This window comes from Pseudomonas sp. SGAir0191, assembly GCF_002812565.2.
Classification (GTDB): Bacteria; Pseudomonadota; Gammaproteobacteria; order Pseudomonadales; family Pseudomonadaceae; genus Aquipseudomonas; species Aquipseudomonas parafulva_B.
This window is the reverse complement of the sequence record NZ_CP025035.2, coordinates 1,353,806-1,375,563: the sequence shown is the minus strand read 5'-3', so window position 1 is coordinate 1,375,563 and position 21,758 is coordinate 1,353,806. Positions and strand designations below refer to the sequence as shown.

19 protein-coding genes are annotated in these 21,758 nt (G+C 61.0%); 9 read left to right on the top strand and 10 right to left on the bottom strand.

What is annotated here, in order from left to right; genetic code table 11:
• Nucleotides 1-178 precede the first annotated feature (178 nt).
• The 3 genes from CWR53_RS06250 to ihfB form a co-directional block, all read right to left on the bottom strand.
• Nucleotides 179-1,612, bottom strand: a complete 1,434-nt coding sequence (locus CWR53_RS06250; protein ID WP_100851051.1) for an MBL fold metallo-hydrolase RNA specificity domain-containing protein — start codon at nt 1,610-1,612, stop codon at nt 179-181.
• Nucleotides 1,613-1,713: 101 nt separating this feature from the next.
• On the bottom strand, nt 1,714-1,977 hold the full coding sequence (locus tag CWR53_RS06245; protein ID WP_023536255.1) for a lipopolysaccharide assembly protein LapA domain-containing protein: 264 nt from the start codon (nt 1,975-1,977) through the stop codon (nt 1,714-1,716).
• Nucleotides 1,978-1,995: 18 nt separating this feature from the next.
• Nucleotides 1,996-2,292 carry an integration host factor subunit beta gene (gene ihfB / locus CWR53_RS06240; protein WP_056807345.1) on the bottom strand — a complete coding sequence of 99 codons (297 nt, stop codon included), beginning with the start codon at nt 2,290-2,292 and terminating at the stop codon, nt 1,996-1,998.
• Between the two features lie 249 nt (nt 2,293-2,541).
• Between ihfB and CWR53_RS06235 the strand changes: the two genes are divergently transcribed.
• Nucleotides 2,542-7,221: a dermonecrotic toxin domain-containing protein gene (locus tag CWR53_RS06235; RefSeq protein WP_100851050.1), complete on the top strand. Its 4,680-nt coding sequence runs from the start codon at nt 2,542-2,544 to the stop codon at nt 7,219-7,221.
• A gap of 132 nt (nt 7,222-7,353) precedes the next feature.
• Here CWR53_RS06235 and moaB read toward each other — a convergent pair whose 3' ends face one another.
• Nucleotides 7,354-7,869: a molybdenum cofactor biosynthesis protein B gene (gene moaB, locus CWR53_RS06230; protein ID WP_058605472.1), complete on the bottom strand. Its 516-nt coding sequence runs from the start codon at nt 7,867-7,869 to the stop codon at nt 7,354-7,356.
• Between the two features lie 141 nt (nt 7,870-8,010).
• Here moaB and CWR53_RS06225 point away from each other — a divergent pair, with 141 nt between their 5' ends.
• Entirely contained in the window at nt 8,011-8,898 is an 888-nt protein-coding gene (locus tag CWR53_RS06225; protein WP_058605471.1) for a LysR family transcriptional regulator, read from the top strand.
• A 191-nt stretch (nt 8,899-9,089) separates the two neighbouring features.
• Nucleotides 9,090-9,833 carry an RHS repeat-associated core domain-containing protein gene (locus tag CWR53_RS06220; RefSeq protein ID WP_100851049.1) on the top strand — a complete coding sequence of 248 codons (744 nt, stop codon included), beginning with the start codon at nt 9,090-9,092 and terminating at the stop codon, nt 9,831-9,833.
• Between the two features lie 78 nt (nt 9,834-9,911).
• On the opposite strand, the gene xenA is transcribed toward CWR53_RS06220, so the two are convergent.
• Nucleotides 9,912-11,003: a xenobiotic reductase XenA gene (gene xenA / locus CWR53_RS06215; RefSeq protein WP_027914248.1), complete on the bottom strand. Its 1,092-nt coding sequence runs from the start codon at nt 11,001-11,003 to the stop codon at nt 9,912-9,914.
• 253 nt (nt 11,004-11,256) lie between these two features.
• Here xenA and CWR53_RS06210 point away from each other — a divergent pair, with 253 nt between their 5' ends.
• Nucleotides 11,257-11,565, top strand: coding sequence for a helix-turn-helix transcriptional regulator (locus tag CWR53_RS06210; RefSeq protein WP_058605506.1), 309 nt, complete (start codon nt 11,257-11,259; stop codon nt 11,563-11,565).
• Nucleotides 11,566-11,731: 166 nt separating this feature from the next.
• On the opposite strand, the gene mqo is transcribed toward CWR53_RS06210, so the two are convergent.
• Nucleotides 11,732-13,372 carry a malate dehydrogenase (quinone) gene (mqo, locus tag CWR53_RS06205; protein ID WP_058605470.1) on the bottom strand — a complete coding sequence of 547 codons (1,641 nt, stop codon included), beginning with the start codon at nt 13,370-13,372 and terminating at the stop codon, nt 11,732-11,734.
• A 239-nt stretch (nt 13,373-13,611) separates the two neighbouring features.
• On the bottom strand, nt 13,612-14,472 hold the full coding sequence (locus tag CWR53_RS06200; RefSeq protein ID WP_058605469.1) for a LysR family transcriptional regulator: 861 nt from the start codon (nt 14,470-14,472) through the stop codon (nt 13,612-13,614).
• A gap of 195 nt (nt 14,473-14,667) precedes the next feature.
• Between CWR53_RS06200 and CWR53_RS06195 the strand changes: the two genes are divergently transcribed.
• Genes CWR53_RS06195 through CWR53_RS06175 form a run of 5 tightly spaced genes read left to right on the top strand, consistent with a single transcriptional unit; the run spans nt 14,668 to nt 17,367 of the window.
• Entirely contained in the window at nt 14,668-15,414 is a 747-nt protein-coding gene (locus CWR53_RS06195) for a 2OG-Fe dioxygenase family protein (protein WP_100851048.1), read from the top strand.
• Nucleotides 15,398-15,880 carry a GNAT family N-acetyltransferase gene (locus CWR53_RS06190; protein WP_100851047.1) on the top strand — a complete coding sequence of 161 codons (483 nt, stop codon included), beginning with the start codon at nt 15,398-15,400 and terminating at the stop codon, nt 15,878-15,880. Before CWR53_RS06195 ends, CWR53_RS06190 begins: the two co-directional genes overlap by 17 nt.
• Nucleotides 15,877-16,578 (top strand): AzlC family ABC transporter permease, encoded by a 702-nt coding sequence (locus tag CWR53_RS06185; RefSeq protein WP_027914243.1) that lies wholly within the window; start codon nt 15,877-15,879, stop codon nt 16,576-16,578. The genes CWR53_RS06190 and CWR53_RS06185 overlap by 4 nt, the downstream gene beginning before the upstream one ends.
• Nucleotides 16,557-16,877 (top strand): AzlD domain-containing protein, encoded by a 321-nt coding sequence (locus CWR53_RS06180; protein WP_023536306.1) that lies wholly within the window; start codon nt 16,557-16,559, stop codon nt 16,875-16,877. The genes CWR53_RS06185 and CWR53_RS06180 overlap by 22 nt, the downstream gene beginning before the upstream one ends.
• A gap of 55 nt (nt 16,878-16,932) precedes the next feature.
• Nucleotides 16,933-17,367, top strand: coding sequence for a hypothetical protein (locus CWR53_RS06175; RefSeq protein ID WP_100851046.1), 435 nt, complete (start codon nt 16,933-16,935; stop codon nt 17,365-17,367).
• Between the two features lie 255 nt (nt 17,368-17,622).
• Here the strand turns inward: CWR53_RS06175 and CWR53_RS06170 are convergent, their stop codons facing one another.
• From CWR53_RS06170 to CWR53_RS06160, 3 genes are read right to left on the bottom strand one after another with little or no spacing between them, the layout of a single operon-like run.
• Complete coding sequence (locus tag CWR53_RS06170) at nt 17,623-18,837, bottom strand: hypothetical protein (RefSeq protein WP_100851045.1); 1,215 nt, start codon at nt 18,835-18,837, stop codon at nt 17,623-17,625.
• 10 nt (nt 18,838-18,847) lie between these two features.
• Entirely contained in the window at nt 18,848-20,710 is a 1,863-nt protein-coding gene (locus CWR53_RS06165; RefSeq protein WP_100851044.1) for a hypothetical protein, read from the bottom strand.
• Between the two features lie 8 nt (nt 20,711-20,718).
• The gene (locus CWR53_RS06160) at nt 20,719-21,579 is read right to left on the bottom strand and encodes an SH3 domain-containing protein (protein WP_058604344.1); all 861 of its coding nucleotides are present in this window, start codon (nt 21,577-21,579) and stop codon (nt 20,719-20,721) included.
• Nucleotides 21,580-21,758 lie beyond the last annotated feature (179 nt).

Here is a 21,758-nt window from a genome sequence, read left to right as displayed (position 1 = left end):
CGCAAGCATCACGGCGAAGAATACCAGAGAATACGCTTTGTAGCTTGCGCGCAGGCTGCGGCCGGACTGGCCGACATACCCTACCTGGTGATCGCCTCGGGCAGGTCGCGCGAGGGGGTGGTGAGCCGTGGTGTGTATCAGACAACGTCGGCGCCCATCGTTCCGTGAATCGCTCGCATTATCTTGCGATTTCCACCTGGGTTGGCCAGCCAAGCGCCCGCGTGCGCCGCAGCAGCGCCTGTGCCAGCGCAGTTTTTGCACCGGCCCGGCCATGCACCAGCAGAATGCGCGCCGGGGCACGCTCGCTGCCGGTGGCGAAGGCGACCAGACCGGCCTGATCGGCGTGGCCTGAATAGCCACCAAGGGTCAGCACCTTGGCCCATATGCTGTAGTACTGGCCCTCCAGGTCTACCTGCCCCAGGCCCTGCCCCCGCTCGCTGGATTGGATCACCGCCCCAGGCGTTCCCTTGGCCTGGTGGCCTACGAACATCACTTCATGCCTGGGGTCGCCCAGCATGCCCTTGAGGTAATTGACGATGCGCCCGCCCGAGCACATGCCGTTGCCTGCAATGACGATCGCGGGCCGGCCGGTGCTTTTGAGGTAGTTGACCACCTGCTGGTGACGGGCGTGGGTGTCTACGCTGATCAGCTGGCCGAACGCGAGCGGGTCGCGGCCACCTGCCAGGCGCGCCCGGGCCTGCTCGTTCCAATAAGGGTGCAGGTCGCGGTAGGCCTGGGTGATGCGCTGGGCCAGGGGCGAATCGAGAATGATCGGCAGCTGCGACCAATCCACGGGCTCGCCTTGTGGGGAGGGGCCCGTCTTGCCCAGCAGCGCCTTGCGGTACAGGACCTCTTCGAGGTCATGCAGCAGTGCCTGGGTGCGCCCCAGGCTGAAGGCCGGGATCAGCAAGGTGCCGTGATCGGCCAGCGCGCGGTCGATGGCCGCTTCCAGTCGCTGGATACGATCACCCGTGGGTGGGTGAAGGCGGTCGCCATAGGTGCTTTCCAGCACCAGCACATCGGCACGCTCCGGGGGCTGCAAGGGGCGCAGCAAGGGATCGTTGCCGGGGCCCAGGTCACCTGAAAATACATAGCGCGTGTTGTTGGGCCCGTGCTGGATGTCGCATTCGACGTAGGCAGAACCCAAGAGGTGACCGGCACGCTGCAAGCGAATGGCGCAGGCCACCTGCGGGTGCTGAACCACGGCGTGCCAGTGCCCGAATGGCAGGGGCACGATCAGGCTGTGCACCAGGGCGATGTAGCGGGCCACCTGGGCAGGTGCGCTGTCGATGCCAAGCTTGAAGGCGTCTTCGAGCACCAGGGGCAACAACTTGGCAGAGGGCTCGCTGCAATAGATAGGGCCGCGGTACCCCTCGACCAGCAGTGCCGGAATGCGGCCTACGTGGTCCAGGTGCACGTGCGTGACAATCAGGGCCTGGATGCCGGTGATGTCGAACCCGAGCGCGCTGCCCTGCGCGCCCGGCATTACATCGGCGCCCTGCTCGGCACCGCAGTCGACCAGCAGGCTGACGCCAGGGCCCAGATGAAGCTGATGGCAGGAACCCGTCACGCCGCGTACAGCGCCATGGTGGGTTAGGCCGGGGTAATCCATGCTGCGCACTCTCGCCGGGGCTAAAACGAAGTGGGCAATTAGTCCATGGTGACCGTGGCTTTAATAGGCAGGCATTTCCTAAGGCACTATAAGAAAAATCCTTATTTGCCACTCAGCGCCGCTTCACGGGCAGAAGCCCGGATTTTGCGCTTGCTGCGCTGCACGCCATAGGCGCCCAGCAAAGGCCCAACGGCCAGGCCAATGATTAGCGCGGCCAGCACCACCACTGCCACAGGCACCTGTGGCGCAACCCAGCCAAACAGGGTCAAGGCTACGGTCTGCTGGTTTTCCAGTACGAAGAACAGCACTACAGCCGCCAGCAGCAGGACGAAGACAGCTGCCAGTGCACGCTTGAGGTTACGCATCGGGTTGCTCCTAGGGAATCAGGTGTGGGCCTCGTCTTCTTCATTGACCCGATCACGCAATTCCTTGCCGGGTTTGAAGTGCGGAACGAACTTGCCTTCGAGGCTGACCGACTGGCCGGTCTTGGGGTTGCGACCTACCCGTGGTGCCCGATAATGCAGCGAGAAGCTGCCAAAACCGCGGATCTCGATGCGATCACCGGTAGCAAGGCATTGTGACATCTGTTCAAGCATGGTCTTGATGGCCAGCTCCACGTCCTTGGACGAGAGTAGCCCTTGATGGGTGACAATACGTTCGATCAGCTCCGACTTCGTCATGATTTTCCCTTCGTTATCAAGCAGCTAGATCATTGCTTAACCAGTTTGTAGCACGGTGCGAGGGATTTGAACAGGTCGGTTCTTGACTTATTCGAAGAATGTTGGTCCAGCCTGCCGGGCAAGAGCGGATAGCAACGCGTCGTGCCTGAGCGCAGCCAAAGGTCTGGACCGATGTGCAGCATATAGATAGCACCAGGTGCGGTGGCACGCTTGGAACATTGTGGAAAGAACCCACAAGGAGCTCCACGCATGTCCTCTGCCCTCCCCCCTTCACCTGCACATGACCTCAATCGTGCCATCGCCCTGCGCTTTGCAAGCCGCCCCACCTTGCGCCAGGTGGTAGGCGAGCAATTGATGAACCTGATCGTCGCGCATTACCCCAAGGTGGCTGTTCACCGCCCCGACATGAAGTGTGCCGAACCGTTGAAATTTCTTCGCTGGCACGTTGACGGCTACTGGGCAGTCACCCCGCTGGTCGAGGTTGTGCTGCAACGCTTTTTGGATGGCGAGCCGGTGGATTTTTCCAGCCAGGACCGCTTCAGCCTCAAACCACCGCTCCGCTTTTTTGCCATCCCCGATGCGCTCGAAACAGCCGATGATGACCTCGTCGACCCCGGCACGCTGAACGACGCATTCAACGCGTTTCTACCGACCCTTCATGCGTGCTTTGAACAGGCTCAGATCGATTACTGGAATACAGGCAACGGCAATGATCACGACACTTGGGTTCAACAGGTGCTTCGCGCCGGGCTTCTGAGTGGGCTGACCGATCAGACGCTGACCGCCGATGAGCGCCGGTGCCTGCAGGATCTGCTGCTCGAAACAACGGAGGGTTTGGCCGTGCACACCGTATGCGTGCATTGGCGCCGGGGCGAAGACAGCACCCGTGAACTGCTGCCTGGGTTGCTGGTGAGCGCCAGTAGCGAAGTGGCCAACGTGACACTCTGGTGCACGTCCGCAGGCGATGTGAAAGGCTTCACTTCGCTAGAGGCCTTTGGCACCTACTTGCAGACGCAGCACAGGCTGACGCAGACCGACGACGGTTTTTCGTGGGCGCTTTACGAAGCCGACGGCAACGCGTTTGCCTTGTTGTCCAGCGTGCTGCTTGAAATCCTGTTGTCGCGGTTGAACCGCGTACGGTTGAGCGATCTGAATACGGTGGATGAGTTGGCGTCTGCCTACCAGGCCGTGGTCGACCCCTCGCCGTTCTTCGCCCAGTGCGCCGATCTGCCCACTCAAAAGCTGGCCATAGAGCTGCCTGAGAAGTTGTTGAACGCCGACTTCAACGGGCAGAGCCGCTATCTGCAGGCGCTGATAGATGTTTCCGTGCTGCAAGCCTCCCAGGCAAATGCTCAGCCCCTGGCAGAACCGGATGACCTGCAGTCCTATGCGCGGCGCACGTTGCGTGAACAGATGCTGGCCGATCATCCTGCTGACGGCGCCTTCGACGCGGATGACTTGGTACTTACCGTCAATACCTACGCCAATGACGGCCATGGGCTGGGGTTCCCACAGCTGATAGAAAGCAAAACGCTGACGTTGACCGAGTACGCCATCGGTCGCCTTGAGGCAACCGGCGCGAGCCCTGTGGCAGCTGTAGCCCATCGCACTCATGAAGAGATCCCTGCCTGGCTTGACCCCGAGTACTTGCGCCAATTGGTTGCCATTGTTGACATAGGCGGCAGCTATCCGCGCTACCTCGATGGCTTGCTTGGGGATGAACAGTACAAAGCTACGCACCTCGCTGCCTTTACCGCGCAATGGCGAAGGGGGCTGATGCTCGATGCCGCCTACGCACTTTGTGCCCGGCGTATCGACCCACACAGCTATGAGGCGGTGGCCAGTTTCTGCCGTGTATTCGCAAGCGATGAGCAAGCATTGGCCATCGCGCCCCTGGCCTTCAAGCGCTCGCCCGACTCGCAGCTGATCGACAAGGCGCACGGTTTCTTTGTCATTCAGGTGGCCGATAGCGGCGCGCTGTTGCTGTATTGCCCGATGTACAAAGGTGCGCTCAAACAATTCAAGAACCCGCAAGCCCTCATGCAGGAGATTGCCCGGCCCGGCCGCGTGCAGGAAGGCGTGCTGGCATGGCTGGACCAAACGCACCGCGACGTGTACGACAACGGTGGTTTCAAAGAGCCTCACCTGCCGCACTGGGTGTTCGACCCATACGCTCCCCTGGACAAACCAGCCCCTGTTGAGTTCGCCCTGACGTTCTGGACGCATGACATCGATGCGAACCTGTTCGAGGCCAAGCGCTCGATGCTGCTCGAACTGGCCGACCGCAGTGCCATGAGTAACAGCGAGGTACGCTGGCAGTCCATCAAGACGTTTGCCTGGCAGCTGCTGAACATTACCGCCCCTGTTCTGCCGGGGCCAATCTCTTCAGTTGCCTTGCTGTACATCGGTATGACTGCGGTAGCCGAAGACCTGAAATTGCTGCTTGAAGGCAGCGCTACGGATCGAACCCAAGCTGTGGTGGATCTGCTCAACAACACGCTGATGGTGTTGATCCATGCACAGCTGCCCAAAACCGAGCCGCCGCATGCCGGGGCAACTGCACTGACGGTCGATGCAGCTTCGATCCGCTTGGGCAGCGATGCCGATCCGTTGCCGCTGCCTGAGCCGGGCAGTGTGGCTCCTGTCGAGGCGCTGCAAGCCCAAGCGACCACTCAACTCGATTTTTCGTGGCGGGGCGCTCAGGGTTTCGACGCGCTGTCCGGGGCTCAACGCACGCAACTGCACGCCATGGCGGCCTCGGTAAGCCTGGAGGGCCAACCGGCGATCGGGCAAGGGCCTCTCGAAGGGCTGTATGAACTTGAGCATGGGCTCTATGTGCGGCTGCAAGGACAAGTTTATGCGGTCGAGTCTGCCGATGGGCTTACCCGCATCATCGGCCCGGATGGCAGGCAGGGGCCACCGATCAGGCGTGACTCACAAGGTTGGCGTATCGACACGCGACTGCGAGGCGGCGGGGACCGACCCGGCTCAAGCACCCGGCAGCGATTGCGCGAACGCTTGGTAACCCGGATCCAGGCGGCGCAGCAGGCGGTCGAGCAAAGTCTCGACAACGCTGACAGAGGCACCGCTGAATATGAAAGCCTGCGCCAACGTATCGAGGCTGCTCGTGCGCAATGGCTGAAAGTGGAGGAGCGGCTCAAGCAACCGCCGCCGCAAGATCCTGAACAGCGTGCTCAGTTCGAGCGGGCAACCAGCCTGTTTGCCAAACGGCATACGGAGTTGCTGGACCAGATAAAGGACTTGCGTCACCAGCGTATCGAATCCGCTGTAGGCATTTTCCAGAACTACCTTGAGGCCGAGCGCAACATGGTTGCGCTGCTTGATGACCGTAGCTATATGGCAAGCACCCGCTATGCACCAGAACAGCGGCGAGCGTTGGCAGATGTAAGGCGCAATTTGATTGGTTATGCGCAGTTCATCATCGAAGAGCAGCTGTATACCGGCAGGTTCGCCGAGTACGATCGACTGACCACGGCGCTCAATGACGCCTTGCCGCAAGAGCGGCAAGCTGCGTATGAGCAGTACCGTGAAGTACTTGAAAGCATCGTTATCGACCAGCCTTTGATCATTGAATATACAGCGGCGCTTGATCGGCTGCTTGCCGTTACCGATCTGGACATGACGGCACCGAGCATTCAAAAAACGGACAGGACCGTTGCCCAGATCATCGAAGCGCGCACCACTACCACAGTAAACATACGGTTCTTCCAGGCCATGGGTTTGGTTGAGCTGGCGCTGCGTTTTGAAGCCTTGCAAGACTATTCGCACTATGCGGTGTTCAGGGCTTCACTCGCTGGGGAGCGCCTGCGGGTGGCCGCTAATTCTCACCACCTGTCCATGTTCGCAGATCTGCAGACTGCTCAGCGTATCGACATTCTGCAAAGTGCCTGGGATGAATATTCGGCGGCCATCCTCAACAGTCAGCGCATTGCCCAGCTGGGCAGCGAACTTGTGGATATCGGGCGCCTGGAGGCGTATCGGCAGCAAATGGTCGAGCTCAAGATCATGGCGGGCGACGCGCTGGTTACCGCATTGCGGGAGCAGGCCGTCGGCCAGCAGCACTCCACCACCCGGCCGGTCTATCCCCGCCAGGCGTTACAAGTGGCTACAACAGCGAACGGCCAGACGGTGATCGGTTCGGAGTCGATCGTAGAGGGGCAGCCTGTGCTGCAAGTTCGCGGGACCTTCAGCAAGACTGTACTGCATACCTTTACCCGGGAAAGTGGCACGTGGGTCGAAAGACTGCCAGCTGCTGGCACCTCATCGCCACCCAGAGCGCCTACACCGGAGAGCGAGCGTCAGGAACAGGCGCTGGCTGAAGGCATGCTTGCTCAGAATCAGAACGTACTTGCCAACGCGCGCAAGCTGGTTGAAGAAGATGTCGATAGCCATTCATTGACGTCAATGCTCGATGCCCAGATCGGGGAAGTGCAGACACTGCGGGATCAGCTCGCCGACAGCGAAGCTGAATCTGAACTGCTGCAACGCCTGGACGATGCCCTGGTGAGCTTGCGCGAGGGTAAACGCGAGATGCTGGTCAAACTGCACAGCACCACACGCTTTCCCAGCGCAGAAGGCTTGCACTACTTGCACAAGCAAGGGCTGTTACGTGTGACCTACCAGGGGCCGCGGCAGCCACTGGCCGAAGATTATCTTGATGAATACCGCATCGATGTGCTCGAAGCGCCGGGCAGCGAGCGCGGCAAGCCGCTGTGGGCCGCGCACTTTCACTTCAATGATGCGGGTGCCGCGCCGACGGCGTTCGGCAAAGGTCATCTGAAACTGTGGCGGCAGCGCAAGCTGGGTTACAGGGAACAGGTCAGAAGCGCTGCCATGGGCGAGGAGTTACGTATTCACCGTGGCAACCTGACCTACGCTCAGGCACGTGGGGTGATTCCTTTCAACTGACCAGTCGCCGACGTGCCTTGACGGCTGCGAGCAATCGGGGCTAGCGCGCAGCCGGTTCGGCGCCCCGGCAAAGCCGCTCAGCGGCCGGTGGATGCTGCTGAGCCGGAGAGCCTTGATAGGCACGACGCTCTGCTAAACCCGCAAATGCTTGACGAAATTGCAAGGCCGATGCCGGGCGTCGAGCTGTTCGGCAAGGATGCCTTCCCAGGCAGTACGACAGGCCCTGGTAGAGCCTGACAGACAACAGACCAGCGTACGATTGCTCAGCCCTGCCAAGGCGCGGCTGTGCACGGTCGAGGCGCCGACATCCAGAATGGACAGCGCACGGAACAACTCGCCGAACCCGTCCACGCGCCGTTCGAGCAGGCATTGGACCGCCTCCGGGGTGCTGTCCCTGCCACTAAAGCCTGTGCCACCGGTGATCAACACCACCTGCACCTGCTCGTCGGCAATCCAGGTCGCCACCTGGGCGCGTATCTTGTAGACGTCATCCTTGAGCAGAACCCGTGCAATCAGGCGGTGCCCCATGTCCACCGAGCGGCTCGCCAGCAGTGCACCTGATGTATCGTTCTCGACAGTGCGGGTATCGCTGACGGTCAAGACAGCGATGTTGAGCGGCACGAAAACCGCATCGGGTTGAACACGCACAGCACAGCTCCTTGCAGTGGGGTTACGGCCACGCTAGTAACAGGCGCTGCCAGCGTCCAATCGATAGCGCAAACGGCTCGATCGATGGCATCTATTGCCACGGTACGTTACTGTCGGCGCAACCCTTTAGCAGGCGCAGGCATGGATATCAAGCAACTGAAGTTTCTCATCGCCCTGGACCAGACTCGCCATTTCGGCCAGGCGGCTGCGTTGTGCCACATCACCCAGCCCACACTGTCCATGCGCTTGCGCAACCTGGAAGACGAACTGGACCTGGTGCTGGTCAAGCGCGGTCAGCGGTTCGAAGGGTTCACCGAGGCGGGCGAACGCATTCTGGCCTGGGCACGGACCCTGCTGGCCGCCCATGACGGTTTGCACGCCGAAGCTGCCCATTGCCGCGGCCAGGTGGTCGGGAGCCTGCGCCTGGGCACGGTGCCGCTGGCCAGTTTCAACCCGATGCAACTGCTACTGCCGTTGCGGGCCAAGTACCCGGGCCTGCACTTCGAGCTCAGTTCCCTAAGCTCCGAACAGGTGATCGACGGCCTGAGCCGTAACCAACTGGACTTGGGCATCTGCTACCTGGACCAGGTCAACACGCAGTTTTTCGACGTCATCGAGCTGGGTACCACTACCATGGGCCTGCTGCACGATACCCGGCATTTTCAGTTCGAGGCCCAAAGCCTGCGCTGGGACCAACTGGGCGATACGCCGCTGGGCCTGTTGAGCAAGGGCATGCATTACCGGCAGTCGCTGGACTTGAGCTTCCGTAGCCGCGGCCTGGAACCGAACGCTGTACTGGAAAGCGACTCCAGCTTCCAGCTGATCCAGGCCATCACCACTGGCCTATGCTGCGCCATCATGCCGCTGGGCTGCGGCCTGGAAGGCCTTAGCGAGCACCTGCGCATCGTGCCGGTCACCGATGCTGCCATCCACAGCCAGGTGGGCCTGTTATTGCGCCGCAGCGAGCCCCGCTCGGCAATTGCCGAGCAGTGCTTCGCCGAGGCGCAGGTGGTATTGCAAAATACCTAGGCTCATCAGCGCAGATCTTAGCGGGATGATCTAGATAACGGCGTTTACAACGCCCACCGTAGGTGCGCGAACGTAGAAGGCCTACCAAAACTGACAGTATTAGAGGGTCGACCTCGCCGTATAAGCTGTGCCTGAATGCCATTTACGTACAATGGCTCGAGCCAGTTATTCTTGAAATGGGCTAGGTGCACATGCACACGCACTTTGAAATTAGTTTACGACGTGTAGCATACCTGCCTTGGGGCTTCGGCAATGTTGGTTCGAACGTAGGTTTCGTAGGTCAATATTATGACCACGGGGCATGCATTTACCCGCTCGGAAATGGAGTAAGAAGCTTTAGTCCTAGGCTAATGCGATTTTTGTCAGTGGATACACTGACCCCGTTTGATCAAGGGGGACTTAATGGTTACGCCTATTGCAAAGGCGACCCTGTCAATATGCACGATCCATCGGGACGAGCCCCTACGGTCCTGACCGTTCTCAATGGTCGTCTAAGACCTCCACGAACAGTTCACCGACCTCCACGAACAGTTCAGCGCATTTCGGATCACCGCCTCGGGCAGCTTGCCGGCCATACGGTCGCTCGGAAGCACAAGCTGGCGGAGGCAGCATTGCATCGAGCTGAAGCAACTCGTCTTCGCGAAGCTGCGGTCCATCATCTGTCGCAAAGCACCCGAGCGCCGACGCCGCGCCTCGAGCTGGAGTGGCGAGCCCAGGCTTCACAGCTAAAAAAGGATGCTAAAAGCGCAAAGATGCGCGCAGTTGAAGCCGAAGCGCTGAGTGCGTTTCACCACAGGAAAGCCATTGAATTGGCGCAGGCGTTGGAATTGCTTGAGAATCTAGAACCCCACCCTGCTCATCTACAGCCACTGCTTGCGCCTGGTATGCCGTCTGAACTCCATCTTGCCAATAATACGATCAGAACTGAGGTTTGAGGCGGTGCCGTGTCTGATCTACTCGCACTGGTAGATCGAAATAAAGAGGGGGGGGGCTGCAGGTGCAGCCCTCCTCGTTCAACGATACCGTTCAAGCCAGTGTGCATAGGGCGCTGGCAAGGTCCATGCAGCTTTCTCCACCCCCAGCTCCTTGGCCGCGAAATAAGCCCAGTGCGGGTCAGCCAGATGCGCACGCCCGACCGAGACCAGGTCCAGCTGCTCGGCACGTACGGCCGCTTCTGCCAATTCCGGTTTGCCAAAGCCCCATGCCGAGGTGACGGGGATACCCGCTTCGCGGCGCACGCGCTCGGCAATCGGGCCCATGAAGGCTGGGCCCCATGGAATGTTGGTGTCAGGAATGGTAAAGCCCACGCTTACGCTGAGCAGGTCCAGGCCGCCCGCCTTGAAGCGGCGCGCCAGCTCGATCGACTCTTCCAGGGTTTGCTCGTCACGACCATCGTATTCCAGCACCCCGAAGCGAGCGGTCAACGGCAGGTGCTCAGGCCACACTTCGCGTACCGCTGCCAGGGTTTCGAGCAAGAACCGGCTGCGGTTCTCGAAACTGCCACCGTAGGCATCGGTGCGCTGGTTGGAGTGCTCGGAGAAGAAGCTCTGGCCCAGGTAACCATGGGCAAAGTGCAGCTCGATCCACTCAAAGCCGGCGTCGCGCGCGCGGCGCGCTGCATCGACGAAGTCCTGCTTGACCCGAGCGATGTCGTCCAGGGTCATGGCGCGCGGCACCTTGGGCAGGTTGGCACCGAAGGCGATGGCCGACGGGGCGATGGTTTCCCAGCCGCGTGGATCATCGACCGCGATGTGATCATCGCCTTCCCATGGGCGGTTGGCGCTGGCCTTGCGACCGGCGTGGGCGATCTGGATGCCTGGCACGGAGCCCGCCGCCTTGATCGCCTGCACCACGGGCACGAACGCCTGGGCGTGGGCATCGCTCCAGATACCGGCGCAGCCTGGGGTAATGCGGCCTTCGGGCGATACCGCCGTGGCTTCGACCACCAACAGACCGGCGCCGCCCCGGGCCATGCCAGCCAGGTGCACGTGGTGCCAGTCGTTGATCATGCCGTCTTCAGCGCGGTATTGGCACATCGGCGGGATGGCGATGCGGTTGCGCAGGGTAACGTCTTTGAGGGTATAGGGTTCGAACAAGGCTGCCATGGAACACTCCAGGATCATTGAATACTGTAGTTCGATCATAATCGAACTATGGCAATAATGAAAAGCCCCTGTATCGTGCATAATGCTGTTCAATTAGGGCCGCTTCGCAGCCCATCGCGGCACGAGGCCGCTTCTACACTGACCGGGTGACGCCTGAATTGGGGTGGCTCACGGGGCATTGTAGGAGCGGCCTCGTGCCGCGATGGGCCGTGAAACGGCCCCAGCGATCTTAAGTGAGCAGCATTACGGTATCATGCAGACCATGCGAGCCTACAAACATCCCAATCCTGATGACCTTATTCTCGAACGCGTGCTGTACGCCTTGAGCGACCCGGTGCGCCTGGGCATCGTCCGCCATCTTGCCGGGGTGACCGAGGCCAGCTGCGGCGAGCTGGACGGAGGGCGGCCCAAGTCGAGCATGTCCCACCATTTTCGTGTGTTGAGGGACGCCGGGCTGGTACACACCCGCAACGTGGGCACCACGCACATGAACTCACTGCGCAGCGAAATGCTCGGCGAGCGTTTTCCAGGGTTGCTGGACTGCATTTTGCGGCAGGCCTGAGTGACCTACGCGCTGCCCAGGTTTCCCTAAGCGATCGCCTCACCCACCATCAAAGCTGCCGAGTGCCTGCGCGGGCGCGATCTTGCCAAAGCCCTGCCTGCCTAACCTCGCAAAAAAAAAGCCACGAGGTCACCCCCGTGGCTTTCGATTACGCCAGGGCCGTGAGTTACAGGGCCATGTCGTTCTCGGGCTTGCTTTCAACCGGCTGGCTTGGCGCGACTACGCTGGTGCCGACGCTTTCGTCGATGACCGGCGGCTTGGCCAGCTGCAGCACTTCAGCGGTGTAGTTCCACTCTTTCTGCGTAGCAGCGGCCGAGTCGTTCAGCTTGGTGCCGTAGCTTGGGACGATTTCCTTGATCTTGGCCTGCCACTCTGGGGTAGCGACCTTTTCCTTGAACACGGTTTCCAGCACGTTCAGCATGATCGGCGCAGCAGTCGATGCACCTGGCGAGGCGCCCAGCAGACCGGCAATGGTGCGATCCTGAGAGGCCACCACTTCGGTGCCCAGCTTCAGCACGCCGCCCTTCTCTTCGTCACGCTTGATGATCTGCACGCGCTGACCGGCCTGCCACAGTTTCCAGTCTTCCTTCTTGGCATTCGGGAAGTAGGTGCGCAGGGCGTCGAAACGGTCGTCGTCAGACAGCATCAGCTGGCCTGCGAGGTATTCCACCAGTGGGTACTGGTCGATGCCCACGCGGGTCATTGGCCACAGGTTGTGGGTGGTGGTGCTGCTGAGCAGGTCCAGGTACGAGCCGTTCTTCAGGAACTTGGTCGAGAAGGTCGCGAACGGGCCAAACAGAATCACACGCTTGCCGTCGAGCACGCGGGTGTCCAGGTGGGGTACCGACATGGGCGGTGCACCGGTGGAAGCGATGCCGTAGGCCTTGGCCATGTGCTGCATGGCAATGGTTGGGTTCTCGGTCACCAGGAACGAGCCGCCCACAGGGAAGCCTGCATATTCCTTGGCTTCCGGAATGCCGGACTTCTGCAGCAGCTTCAACGCGCCACCGCCAGCACCGATGAACAGGAACTTGGCATCGGTAGCCGACTTGCTACCGTCCTTCAGGTTCTTGTACTCGACGTGCCAGGAGCCGTCCTTGTTGCGGCTGATGTCCTGCACTTCGCTGGACAGCTTCAGGTCGAAGCCTTGCTGGGTCTGCAGGTGACCGACGAACTGGCGGGTGATTTCGCCGAAGTTCACATCGGTGCCAATTGGCGTCCAGGTGACAGCGAGCTTCTGGGCCGGGTCACGACCTTCCATCATCAGCGGGACCCACTTGGCGATCTGCGCGTGATCTTCGGAGTACTGCATCGGACGGAACAGCGGGCTTGCCTGCAGCGCTTCATAGCGCTTCTTCAGGAACTTGATGTTGTCGTCGCCCCACACAAAGCTCATGTGCGGCGTGGTGTTGATGAACGAGCGCGGGTTCTTCAACACGCCCTGGCGTACCTGCCAGGACCAGAACTGACGGGAAATCTGGAAGGCTTCGTTGATTTCGATGGCCTTGGAGATGTTGATGTTGCCGTCTTTGTCTTCGGGGGTGTAGTTCAGCTCGGCCAGCGCGGAGTGACCGGTACCGGCGTTGTTCCAGCCGTTGGAGCTTTCTTCGGCCACGCCGTCCAGGCGCTCGACCATCTCCATCGACCAGCTCGGCTCCAGCTCGTGCAGCCAGACGGCCAGGGTGGAGCTCATGATGCCGCCGCCGACCAACAGTACGTCGACTTTCTTGGTTTCAGCGGCGTGTGCGTGCATGACAGTTGCAGCGACAGCCAGACCCAGCAAGGTCTTGCCAGCTTTCTTGAACATTGATCAATTCCAGTCAGGAGAACGGAGGTGGGCCTGTGGCTGACCCAGGTAACGCGTGTTCTTCAGCGCAGGCTTGTTATTGATCATTGTTCAGCAGCTAGAGAACCGGAAAACGAATCAGGCTTTTGTCGCATTGACCTACATCACTGAATCGTTTTTCCGATTGTAACCGAAATGCCAGCACAAACAAATTGCGCGGCCAAGCGCAAGACGACAGGTTGTCTCAGGCTGACGGCGCTTCAGGCATTGATCGACTCGAAGGCGTGCATGGGCGCTGTCTTGGGGTAGAACTGAGGAAACTCCTCCTCTACGATCCATGGCTCTTTCATCACCAGGTACACATCGAGGTATTCGGAATACCCTTCCCAGATGTGCAGGTCGTTTGTCTCGGCCACGGCCCGCGACAGCACGCCCATGCCGCCGAAGCTCTTGATCATCGACACGCTGACGATCTCACTGCCGGAATGGAACACGGTAGCTGCCTCGAGCCCGCCGCCCTGGTGATTGGCAAAGCGCGAGAAGATGGAAGCGTACGGGCATTCGGGCAACGGCTTGATGACCACCGAAGGGACGGTGTCGGCACTGACCGAGCAGGCCACCACTTCGATGCGCAGGCCCTTGAGCGAGACCGAGTAGAACCCCTCGGGCATGCTGTCGCCCAGGATCACCACCATGTCGGCTTCGCCCTTGGCCAGCTTGGTGAGGTTGTCGGGGGATTCGGAACAGCTGAAGATGGGGCTGCACCCGGTCAGATTGCTGGCCACACCGGCCATGATCTGCTGGTTGATTTCCATCGACAGGGTGCTGTTCAGGGCGACCCGCAAGGGCTGGCTCTGGCGCTCGCGCAGCTGTTTGATTTTCAGTTGCATGCGCTCGGAGCAGCGCACGATCTCCAGCACATGGGGCAGGATCCCGACCCCTTCCTGCGTCAACGACACGCCTTTGTTGGTGCGGTCAAAGAGCTTGAAGCCACAATGGTCCTCCAGTTTTTTCAACTGCGCCGCCAGCGCCTGCACCGTGACGTGGACCTGCTCGGCGGCATCGGTGATCGACCCCGTCCTCGCAACATTGGCGATGTTTCGCAGCACCTTGATATCCATTCGACACCCCTCCCAAGACGTGCTCAAGCCCGCATGCAACAAGGCCTGGAAGGATAACGCACAACCCCCGCCGCTGTCTGCTCAGTACGTCGGCTGGCAACAAGCGACGGTTGAGGCACCTCAAAAAAAAGTGAAGTTTCTGCCATCATTTCGCCTGCTAGATTGGCGCCCAGATTTCAACGGGAAGAGATGCCAATGCTTACACTCAAACGGAATATTGATGACGCACTGCGCCTGAACAAGACAGTCAACGTGCTGGGCAATGACTTTGCACTCAATGGCGGGTTTGGCCATTTCGTGGCATTTTCCAAGACCTGGGAAACCATGGGCGTGGACAAGTACTACGGCCAGGCCGACAAGGGTACCCGCTACCGCCGCTATAGCGATTTCGACTTCAACCCGGCGACCGGCGAGCTGCAGCAGCTCGAACACCGCGCCTATGAACAGTCCGAGGCCCATAACCAGTATGTGGGCGGCATGCGGCGCCACTTTGACGATGTGTCCAGCGATGTCTTCAACTCCCCGGTGCTGCGCGCCCTGATCAAGCTGGACTTCGACGTATACAAGGCCGTGCTGCCCGAAGAGCTGCACACCGTGCCTTGGCAGTGCCAGGTGCACCAGATCCGCATCGAGGTCAAACCCGGCGAGCAAATCGAAATCACGCCAGAAGGCATTCATTGCGACGGCTACCCTTTCAGCGGCGTGCACTTCTGGGGCCGCCACAACATCGAAGGCGCCACCAGCAAGGTCTACGACAAACAGTCGAACGTGATCGACTCCGGCACCTACCAGGAAATTCTCGACACCACGTATTTCCTCGACCGCGAGCTGCAGCACTACGTGACCCCGGCCACCAACCCCAGCGAATCGGAAATGGGCTATCGGCAGATCATCGCCATCTCCTTCTCCCGGCCGGGGACCGAACATGACATTGTCAAATAGCCTTGAGCAGGCAACGCGCAGCGTTGCCGTGCCCGACCGCATGAACGGCCTGACCATCAAGAAGGCCACGCCGTTTCATGCCACGCGCCTGGTCAATTTCCTCAAGCGGTTCGACGAGATTGCGTTCTGCGACTGGCAAAACGAGGACCTGCTCAAGGGCCTGTTGAGCCATGACAACACGTTCTGCTACCTGGCGGAAAACCACAGCGGGGCGATCATCGGTGCCGTGGCCGGAGGGGCGATGGGTACGCGCGGTACCATCAACCACCTGGCCGTGTCGCCGGACTATCGCCACAGCCGCATCGGCACGACGTTGACCACCTCGATCCTCAACGACTTCCGTCAGCATGGCATCCGCCGGGTGTTTCTGTTCATCGACCAGGACAATGCGTCGGCGGTGCGCTTCTGGAGCCGGCAGGGCTTCAGCCAGACGCGCGGCGAGATCACCTGCGAGGTCGATCTATGACCGACCTCGCCTTGCACCCGGTCTCGCGCAGGGAAAGCTTCGTCGATGCCTTGCCGGTAATTACCGGCTACTTCGTGGTGAGCTTCGTGTTTGGCGTGATGTGCATCAATGCCGGGCTGCCCTTGTGGCTCCCGGTGGCGATGTGCGTGTTCGTCTACGCAGGCGCCGCGCAGTTTGCGGCGCTGGCGTTGATCACCTCGGGTGCGCCGTTGCTGACCATCGCGTTGTCGACGCTGCTGATCAATTCGCGGCACATGCTCATGGCCATGTACATGGCCAAGCAGAGCGATGGGCTGGGCATCTCCCGGTCGCAAAAGCTGATGTATGCCTTTGGCCTGACCGACGAATCGTTCGCCTTGCACAGCCAACGGCTACAAGCCGGCAAGTACACCCCGCCTGGCTATCTGCTGCAGTTCAACACCTGGTGCCATGCCAGCTGGATTGCCGGCGCCCTGCTCGGCGCCGTGGCCTCCGATGCGCTGAGCCGCTTCTCCGCGTTCAAGCTGGACTACGCGCTGACCGCCATGATGATCTTCGTGCTCGTGTCGCTGTGCAACAGCCGGCCCAAGCTGATCGTCGCCCTGGTGGTGATTGCCGCGACCTGCCTACTCAACGCGCTGTACCCCTCCCCTTTGAATGTGTTCGTGGCTACGGCCGTGGGCTGTGGAGTAGGCCTATGCCTGAAGAAAAATACCTGATCGGCGCGGTGGCCTTGATGATGGCCATCACCTACTTCACCCGGGCCACGCCCCTGCTGTTCCGAATGCAGGGCACGCCCAAGGTGTTCAACGATGTCATCGAGTACCTGCCTGTGGCGATCATCGCCAGTATCACCGTGCCTGCGTTGCTGATGGCCAAGGACGGCTCGCTGATGGCAGTGAACGCCGACATGCTGGCCGCAGTGCCGGTGGTGATCGTGGCCTACTTCACCCGGAGTTTGATTTTCAGCGTGGCGGCAGGCATCGCCGCGCACGTCGCCATCACGCTTGTGGCGTGACGTCGACCTCAATTGCACCTGTGCCTGAGCGCATCGAATCTACAAGGACACCGGCATGAGCCCTGCTCGTAAACACGTGACACTGGAAAACCTGAGCGAGTTTGCCCGCCTCATGCCCAAGGGCTTGCCACAGGAGCAGGTGATCGCGGCACTGGGTGAGCTGTCGCTGGAATGCTCGCTGAACTACCAGCTGAGCAAGACGTTTCTGGCCGACGGCTGGATCGTGGAGTACCGACACCTGCGCGCTGCGGCCCGGCTGAGCACCATCAACGACCTGCTTTTGTTCGCAACCGCCGGTGGCTTGAGGGTCATCAAGGCCGATGGCACGCAGCAGATGATGAAAAGCGGCGACCAGCTTCTGCTGGCAGCGGACACCCAAGTGACGGTATGGCCGGAGGGCGAGGATGGAAATGCGAGTCTGATTGCATTGTCTGTTGAGCTGGATTTGGGGCAGGTGCTTGAGGATGTGGGGGATGAGCGGGTTTGGTAAGTGGGTGACGCCCAGGGGGGTAACGGCCGCGATAGACCGCAACGCGGTCTCGGCAATGTTAGCGGCGAGGCTCCAATCCTGGGGCTGCTGCGCAGCCCATCGCGGCCGGTCCGGCGCCTCGGCGAGGCCGCTTCTACAGTGCCCTGCGAACCCGTTAACTCAGGCGCCATGCAGTCCGTGTGGAGCGGCCTTGCCGGGGCGCCGGACCGGCCCCGGCATGCTGGCGGTTTGCACAAGGCCCGCCCCGACAACGTCCTAGTTCGTCTCCAGCTCATACGCCTTGCTCACGAACAACGCGGCGTACAGGCTCTTGCCTTCCTTGAAGGTGTAGGTTTCCTCGAAGTCGTCCCCGGCCGCCAGCTTCTGCGCAATGGCGCATTCCGAATCGCTGTGCTGCTTGGCCTTGGTGCCAAAGTCGCTGCTCCAGGTTGAAAGCCCTACCTCTTGGCAGAAGTCGGCGAACTTGGCGTTGGGCGTGGTGTGCTGGAAGGCTTCGAATGCCGTACGCATGGGCTTGAACCCGCTGTAGCTGACCTCATAGCGCTCCACCTTGGCCTTGCGCGCCAAGTCCGACACTGCGCCGCTGAACATGGCCAGACCAGAAGGCGGGCTGAAGGCGGCGACGATCTGGCCGCCCAGGGCTGCTTTGAACTGTTCCTGCACATCATCGAGTTCGGGCATGGATTGCAAGGTGGCCTTGCGCACGATTTCGCCCACCTTCGAACCGTCGTTGCGGTGAGTGACCACGAACGTCATCACGCCCTCGCCATCGCTTGAGCGCTGCAGCGTGAGGTCAAGATCGATCTTGGTCCCGAATTGACCCGTGCTGTTGACCAGGAAAGCGCCCGTGACCGGCTGGCGCGCCGCCAGGTTCACACCCCAAGGCAGCTTCGCCTGGGACGCGCGCCCGTTGGCCGTCAGCTCGGCGCCCGGCTGGATTTCGTCGCTCACATCGGAGACACGGACGATGTCCTGGCCCTGGGCCGCGATATACGGATCGGCCATCTGCATGCCCAGCAACTGGACATGGATTTCGCCGTCCTTGCTGTCACCGCTGTGCGACAGTTTCAACGCATCAGCCTTTAGAAAAACGCCGGTCACGTAGCGTGATTCGAGTGCGTTCATCTGGTACTCGGCCCAGTTGCCCAGGCCCTCCTGCATGTCCATGCCCCGCATCGAGGCCACTAAGCCGGCCATGCTGCGCATGAACTGTTGCGCGCCGTTGGTCTGCACGGCGGCCACACGGAGCTCCGGGTCGGCCACTGTCAGGTTACCGGAAAGTGCCGAGTACGAAATGTCGCCTTCGGATAGCACGTCTTCGAGGAAGTAGCGTTCCTTGAAGTCTTCGTAGTAGGCCATGGCTTGCTTCTTGCCACTGCTCGAAACCACGGCATAGGTGACGCCGAGCGCTACCGCCACGACCGCCACACCGCCAATCAACTTCTGCTTTGCGTTCATCTGCTTGATCATGGGTTATGCCTCACTGGACCTGTGCCGACGCGTTGTTCCAGTCGTTCACAAACTGTTGGGAGACTTCCGGCGTCCAGTTGGAGTCGATGCCTGCATTGGGGAATTCCTTGGCCAGCACGGCGCCATAGGACACGCGGTCGGCGCAGCGCTCCTGCTCGCAGGCCTTCGGCTCGCCCACGCTGTAGGCACGGTAGGTAGGGATGGCGCGACCGTCTTCGAGCGGGTAGTAAGGGGTAGCGTTGGCCACCTGGGCCACGTACCAGCCTTCGGGGTACTGCTGCTCGGCAACCAGGCGCCCTTCGCCTGGGTAGTCGAGGGTGTAGAACTCGCCCTTCTTGCCGGTGACATGCACCATCATCGGCGTCACGTTCTGCGACGACGTAGGGTCCTGCTGCTGCAGCGGCGAAGGGTAACGCACCTTGATGCCGGCCATCTGCGCCAGTGCCTCGGTTTCACGCCCCTTGAATTCCCCCATGCGCTCCTGCAATTGCTGGTAACGCTCAAGCACACGGGTGTGTTCCCAGGCCAACTGCTGCTGACGATTGCGGGCTTCCCGCACGCGCTGCTTCTCACGCTGCTGCGCCCAGTTGGCGCCGCTGCGCACATCGAAGTACAAGCCCTGGCGGCTCATGCCGATGCGGTTGCGCACGATCTTCTGGTCATCGTTGCCCCAGATTCTGTTGGAAATGGCTGACAGGTCCTTGACGATGAGCAGGTCTGCCACGTCGGTGGTGCTCGGCGATGCGGTCTTGATCAGGTCGAAAACCTGCAGCGCAGTCTCCTTGTACTTCACCGGGTCCAGGGCGAAGGCGTCGTCCGGGGTTACGGCGACGTAGTACGGGTCGGCGAGGAAAGGCCCCACAGCGCCGTAGGTAGGCCGGGAGAACGCCAGGTATACCTTCATGTTCCGGTCGGGAATTTCGCCCACCAGCAACGCCACCTGGTCCGCTTCGGCCGTGAGGTAGCTGACCGACTTGTCCTTGACCGCCGCCTCGTAACGCTTGCTGAACATCAAGGCACTGGGGTGGACGTAGATACGATTCCAGTCGTTGCCGCGGTAGGTGCCTTCGGCTTTCCAGCTGATCTTTTCGAAATTGCCCGCACCAAAGCCGGAAGCCGGACAGGGCATGGCCGGCGTGGTGCCGAACGTGAGGGTATCGCCCTCACTGATGATGGTGCTATTGAGCACCCACTTGCAGCCCGCCGCATCGGTGATCTGCATCAGCTTGCTGTTCTTCAGCACCACTGAACGGCCATAGTCCGAGGTGGGCGCAGCCGCGACGGCTGCGCCGGCTACCTTGGGCGCGACGGCAGGTGCTGCCGCCGGTTCAGGTGCGGGCGCTGGGGTTGGGGTGGGGACAGCGGCCGGTTCTGGCTTGTTGGTCGGCGCTGGGGCAGCCGCCACGGCCGGTGCTGGGGCCTCGGCAGGCGCAGGCGTAGCGGCAGGTGCGGATGCCTCTGCTGGTGCTGGCGCAGATGATGGCGCTGGCGTTTGAGCCTGCTGGGGGGCTGGCGCCGTGGCTGCGGCAGGTGCAGCAGCCAGGTTCATCAGGCCCAGGTTGCCGGCAGTGCCAGCGCCGGTGGCATACAGCGTGCCCTTGTCATCGACCGCCTTCCAACTGACCTTGGCCGTGGAGCAGTCCTTGGCGAACACGAACGGCAACTTGTTCAGCAAGCCCGAAAGCATGTCCGGGTTGTCCCAGGCAGGCCGGGTGATGGTCAGCTCGACTTCAGGCTTGCACCAGGTCGCGGCCTCACCGGGCACTTCGACCTTGATATTGTCCTTCTTCGAAAACGCCAGCTCGTGGGCGAAAGCCTGCGGTACCAGACCGCAAGCACCGATCACGGCGAGCGCAAGGGCGTGCTTTTTCATGGAGGTTCTCAAATCAGTTCCCAGGTGCCATTGGCCTGTTTGCAGAAGGTGTTCTGTTCCTGTTCGGTCTTGCCTTCCTTGGACTTCAGGCTGACCGTCACGGGGCGGCAAGCCGCTTCGGCAGCGACGGTCTGGGTAGGCAGGTTTTGCAGCGTATCCAGGTCGAAGCCTTGGGTTTCGCTACTGGCCGCCACATCCAGCTCATCCAGGTTCACTGCCGGAGTAACCCGCTTGGCCACGGCCTGGGCCTTGGGCTCGACATAGTCCTTGTGCACGTAACCGACCGTCACGCCTTTGCGCCCTACCAGCACCCAGTCGCCCGTTGAACCGACGGCCGTGAATTCGGTGTGGTTCTTCAGGCTGCCGACTTTTTCGCCCTTGGCGTTGGGCGCCGCACGCACATTGAGGTTATCGCTGGTGGTCACGTAGGGTTCGTTGATCAGCTTCATCGACGGAACGGCCTGGATCTTCGGCGCACGCTTGACCTCGACCTGCTTGGTCTTGGTGTAGGTCTTGCCCGTCACGATCTGCGCGGTGGCGCCGGAGTGGTCGGACTTCCAGGTCACCGGCTGTGCACTGGCCGTGGCCTGTTGCTGGCTCAGCACTTCCTGGGTGCGCAAGGCCAGGGCTTGCTGGTCTTTTTCATCGAGCATGTTGCCGATGCGGTTACCTACGTAGGCACCGATGCCGCCTGCGATCAAGGCGGCTGCCAGCTTGCCGTTGCCGCTGCCCATGGTCGAACCGATGGCAACGCCCGCCAAGCCGCCGATCACGGTGCCTGCCTGTTCCTTGCTGATGCCAAGCTGGGCGCAGGCGGTGGTCGAGGCGATGGCGACAGCCAAGAGGGAAGCGATGAATTTCTTATGCACGTGGATCACTCCATTTTCCAGTGGACGCACAGCCGTGAACCGCAGCCTTCGGGCAGCAGCGTGGGCGTGGTGTGGTGGGTTTGCAAAGGGGCGCCAGTGGCAGCCGCAGAAGGCGACGCCACGGATGAGCGAACAGTGATGGGTAGGTATGGCGAAGCGCAAAGCATCCAACGAATCCA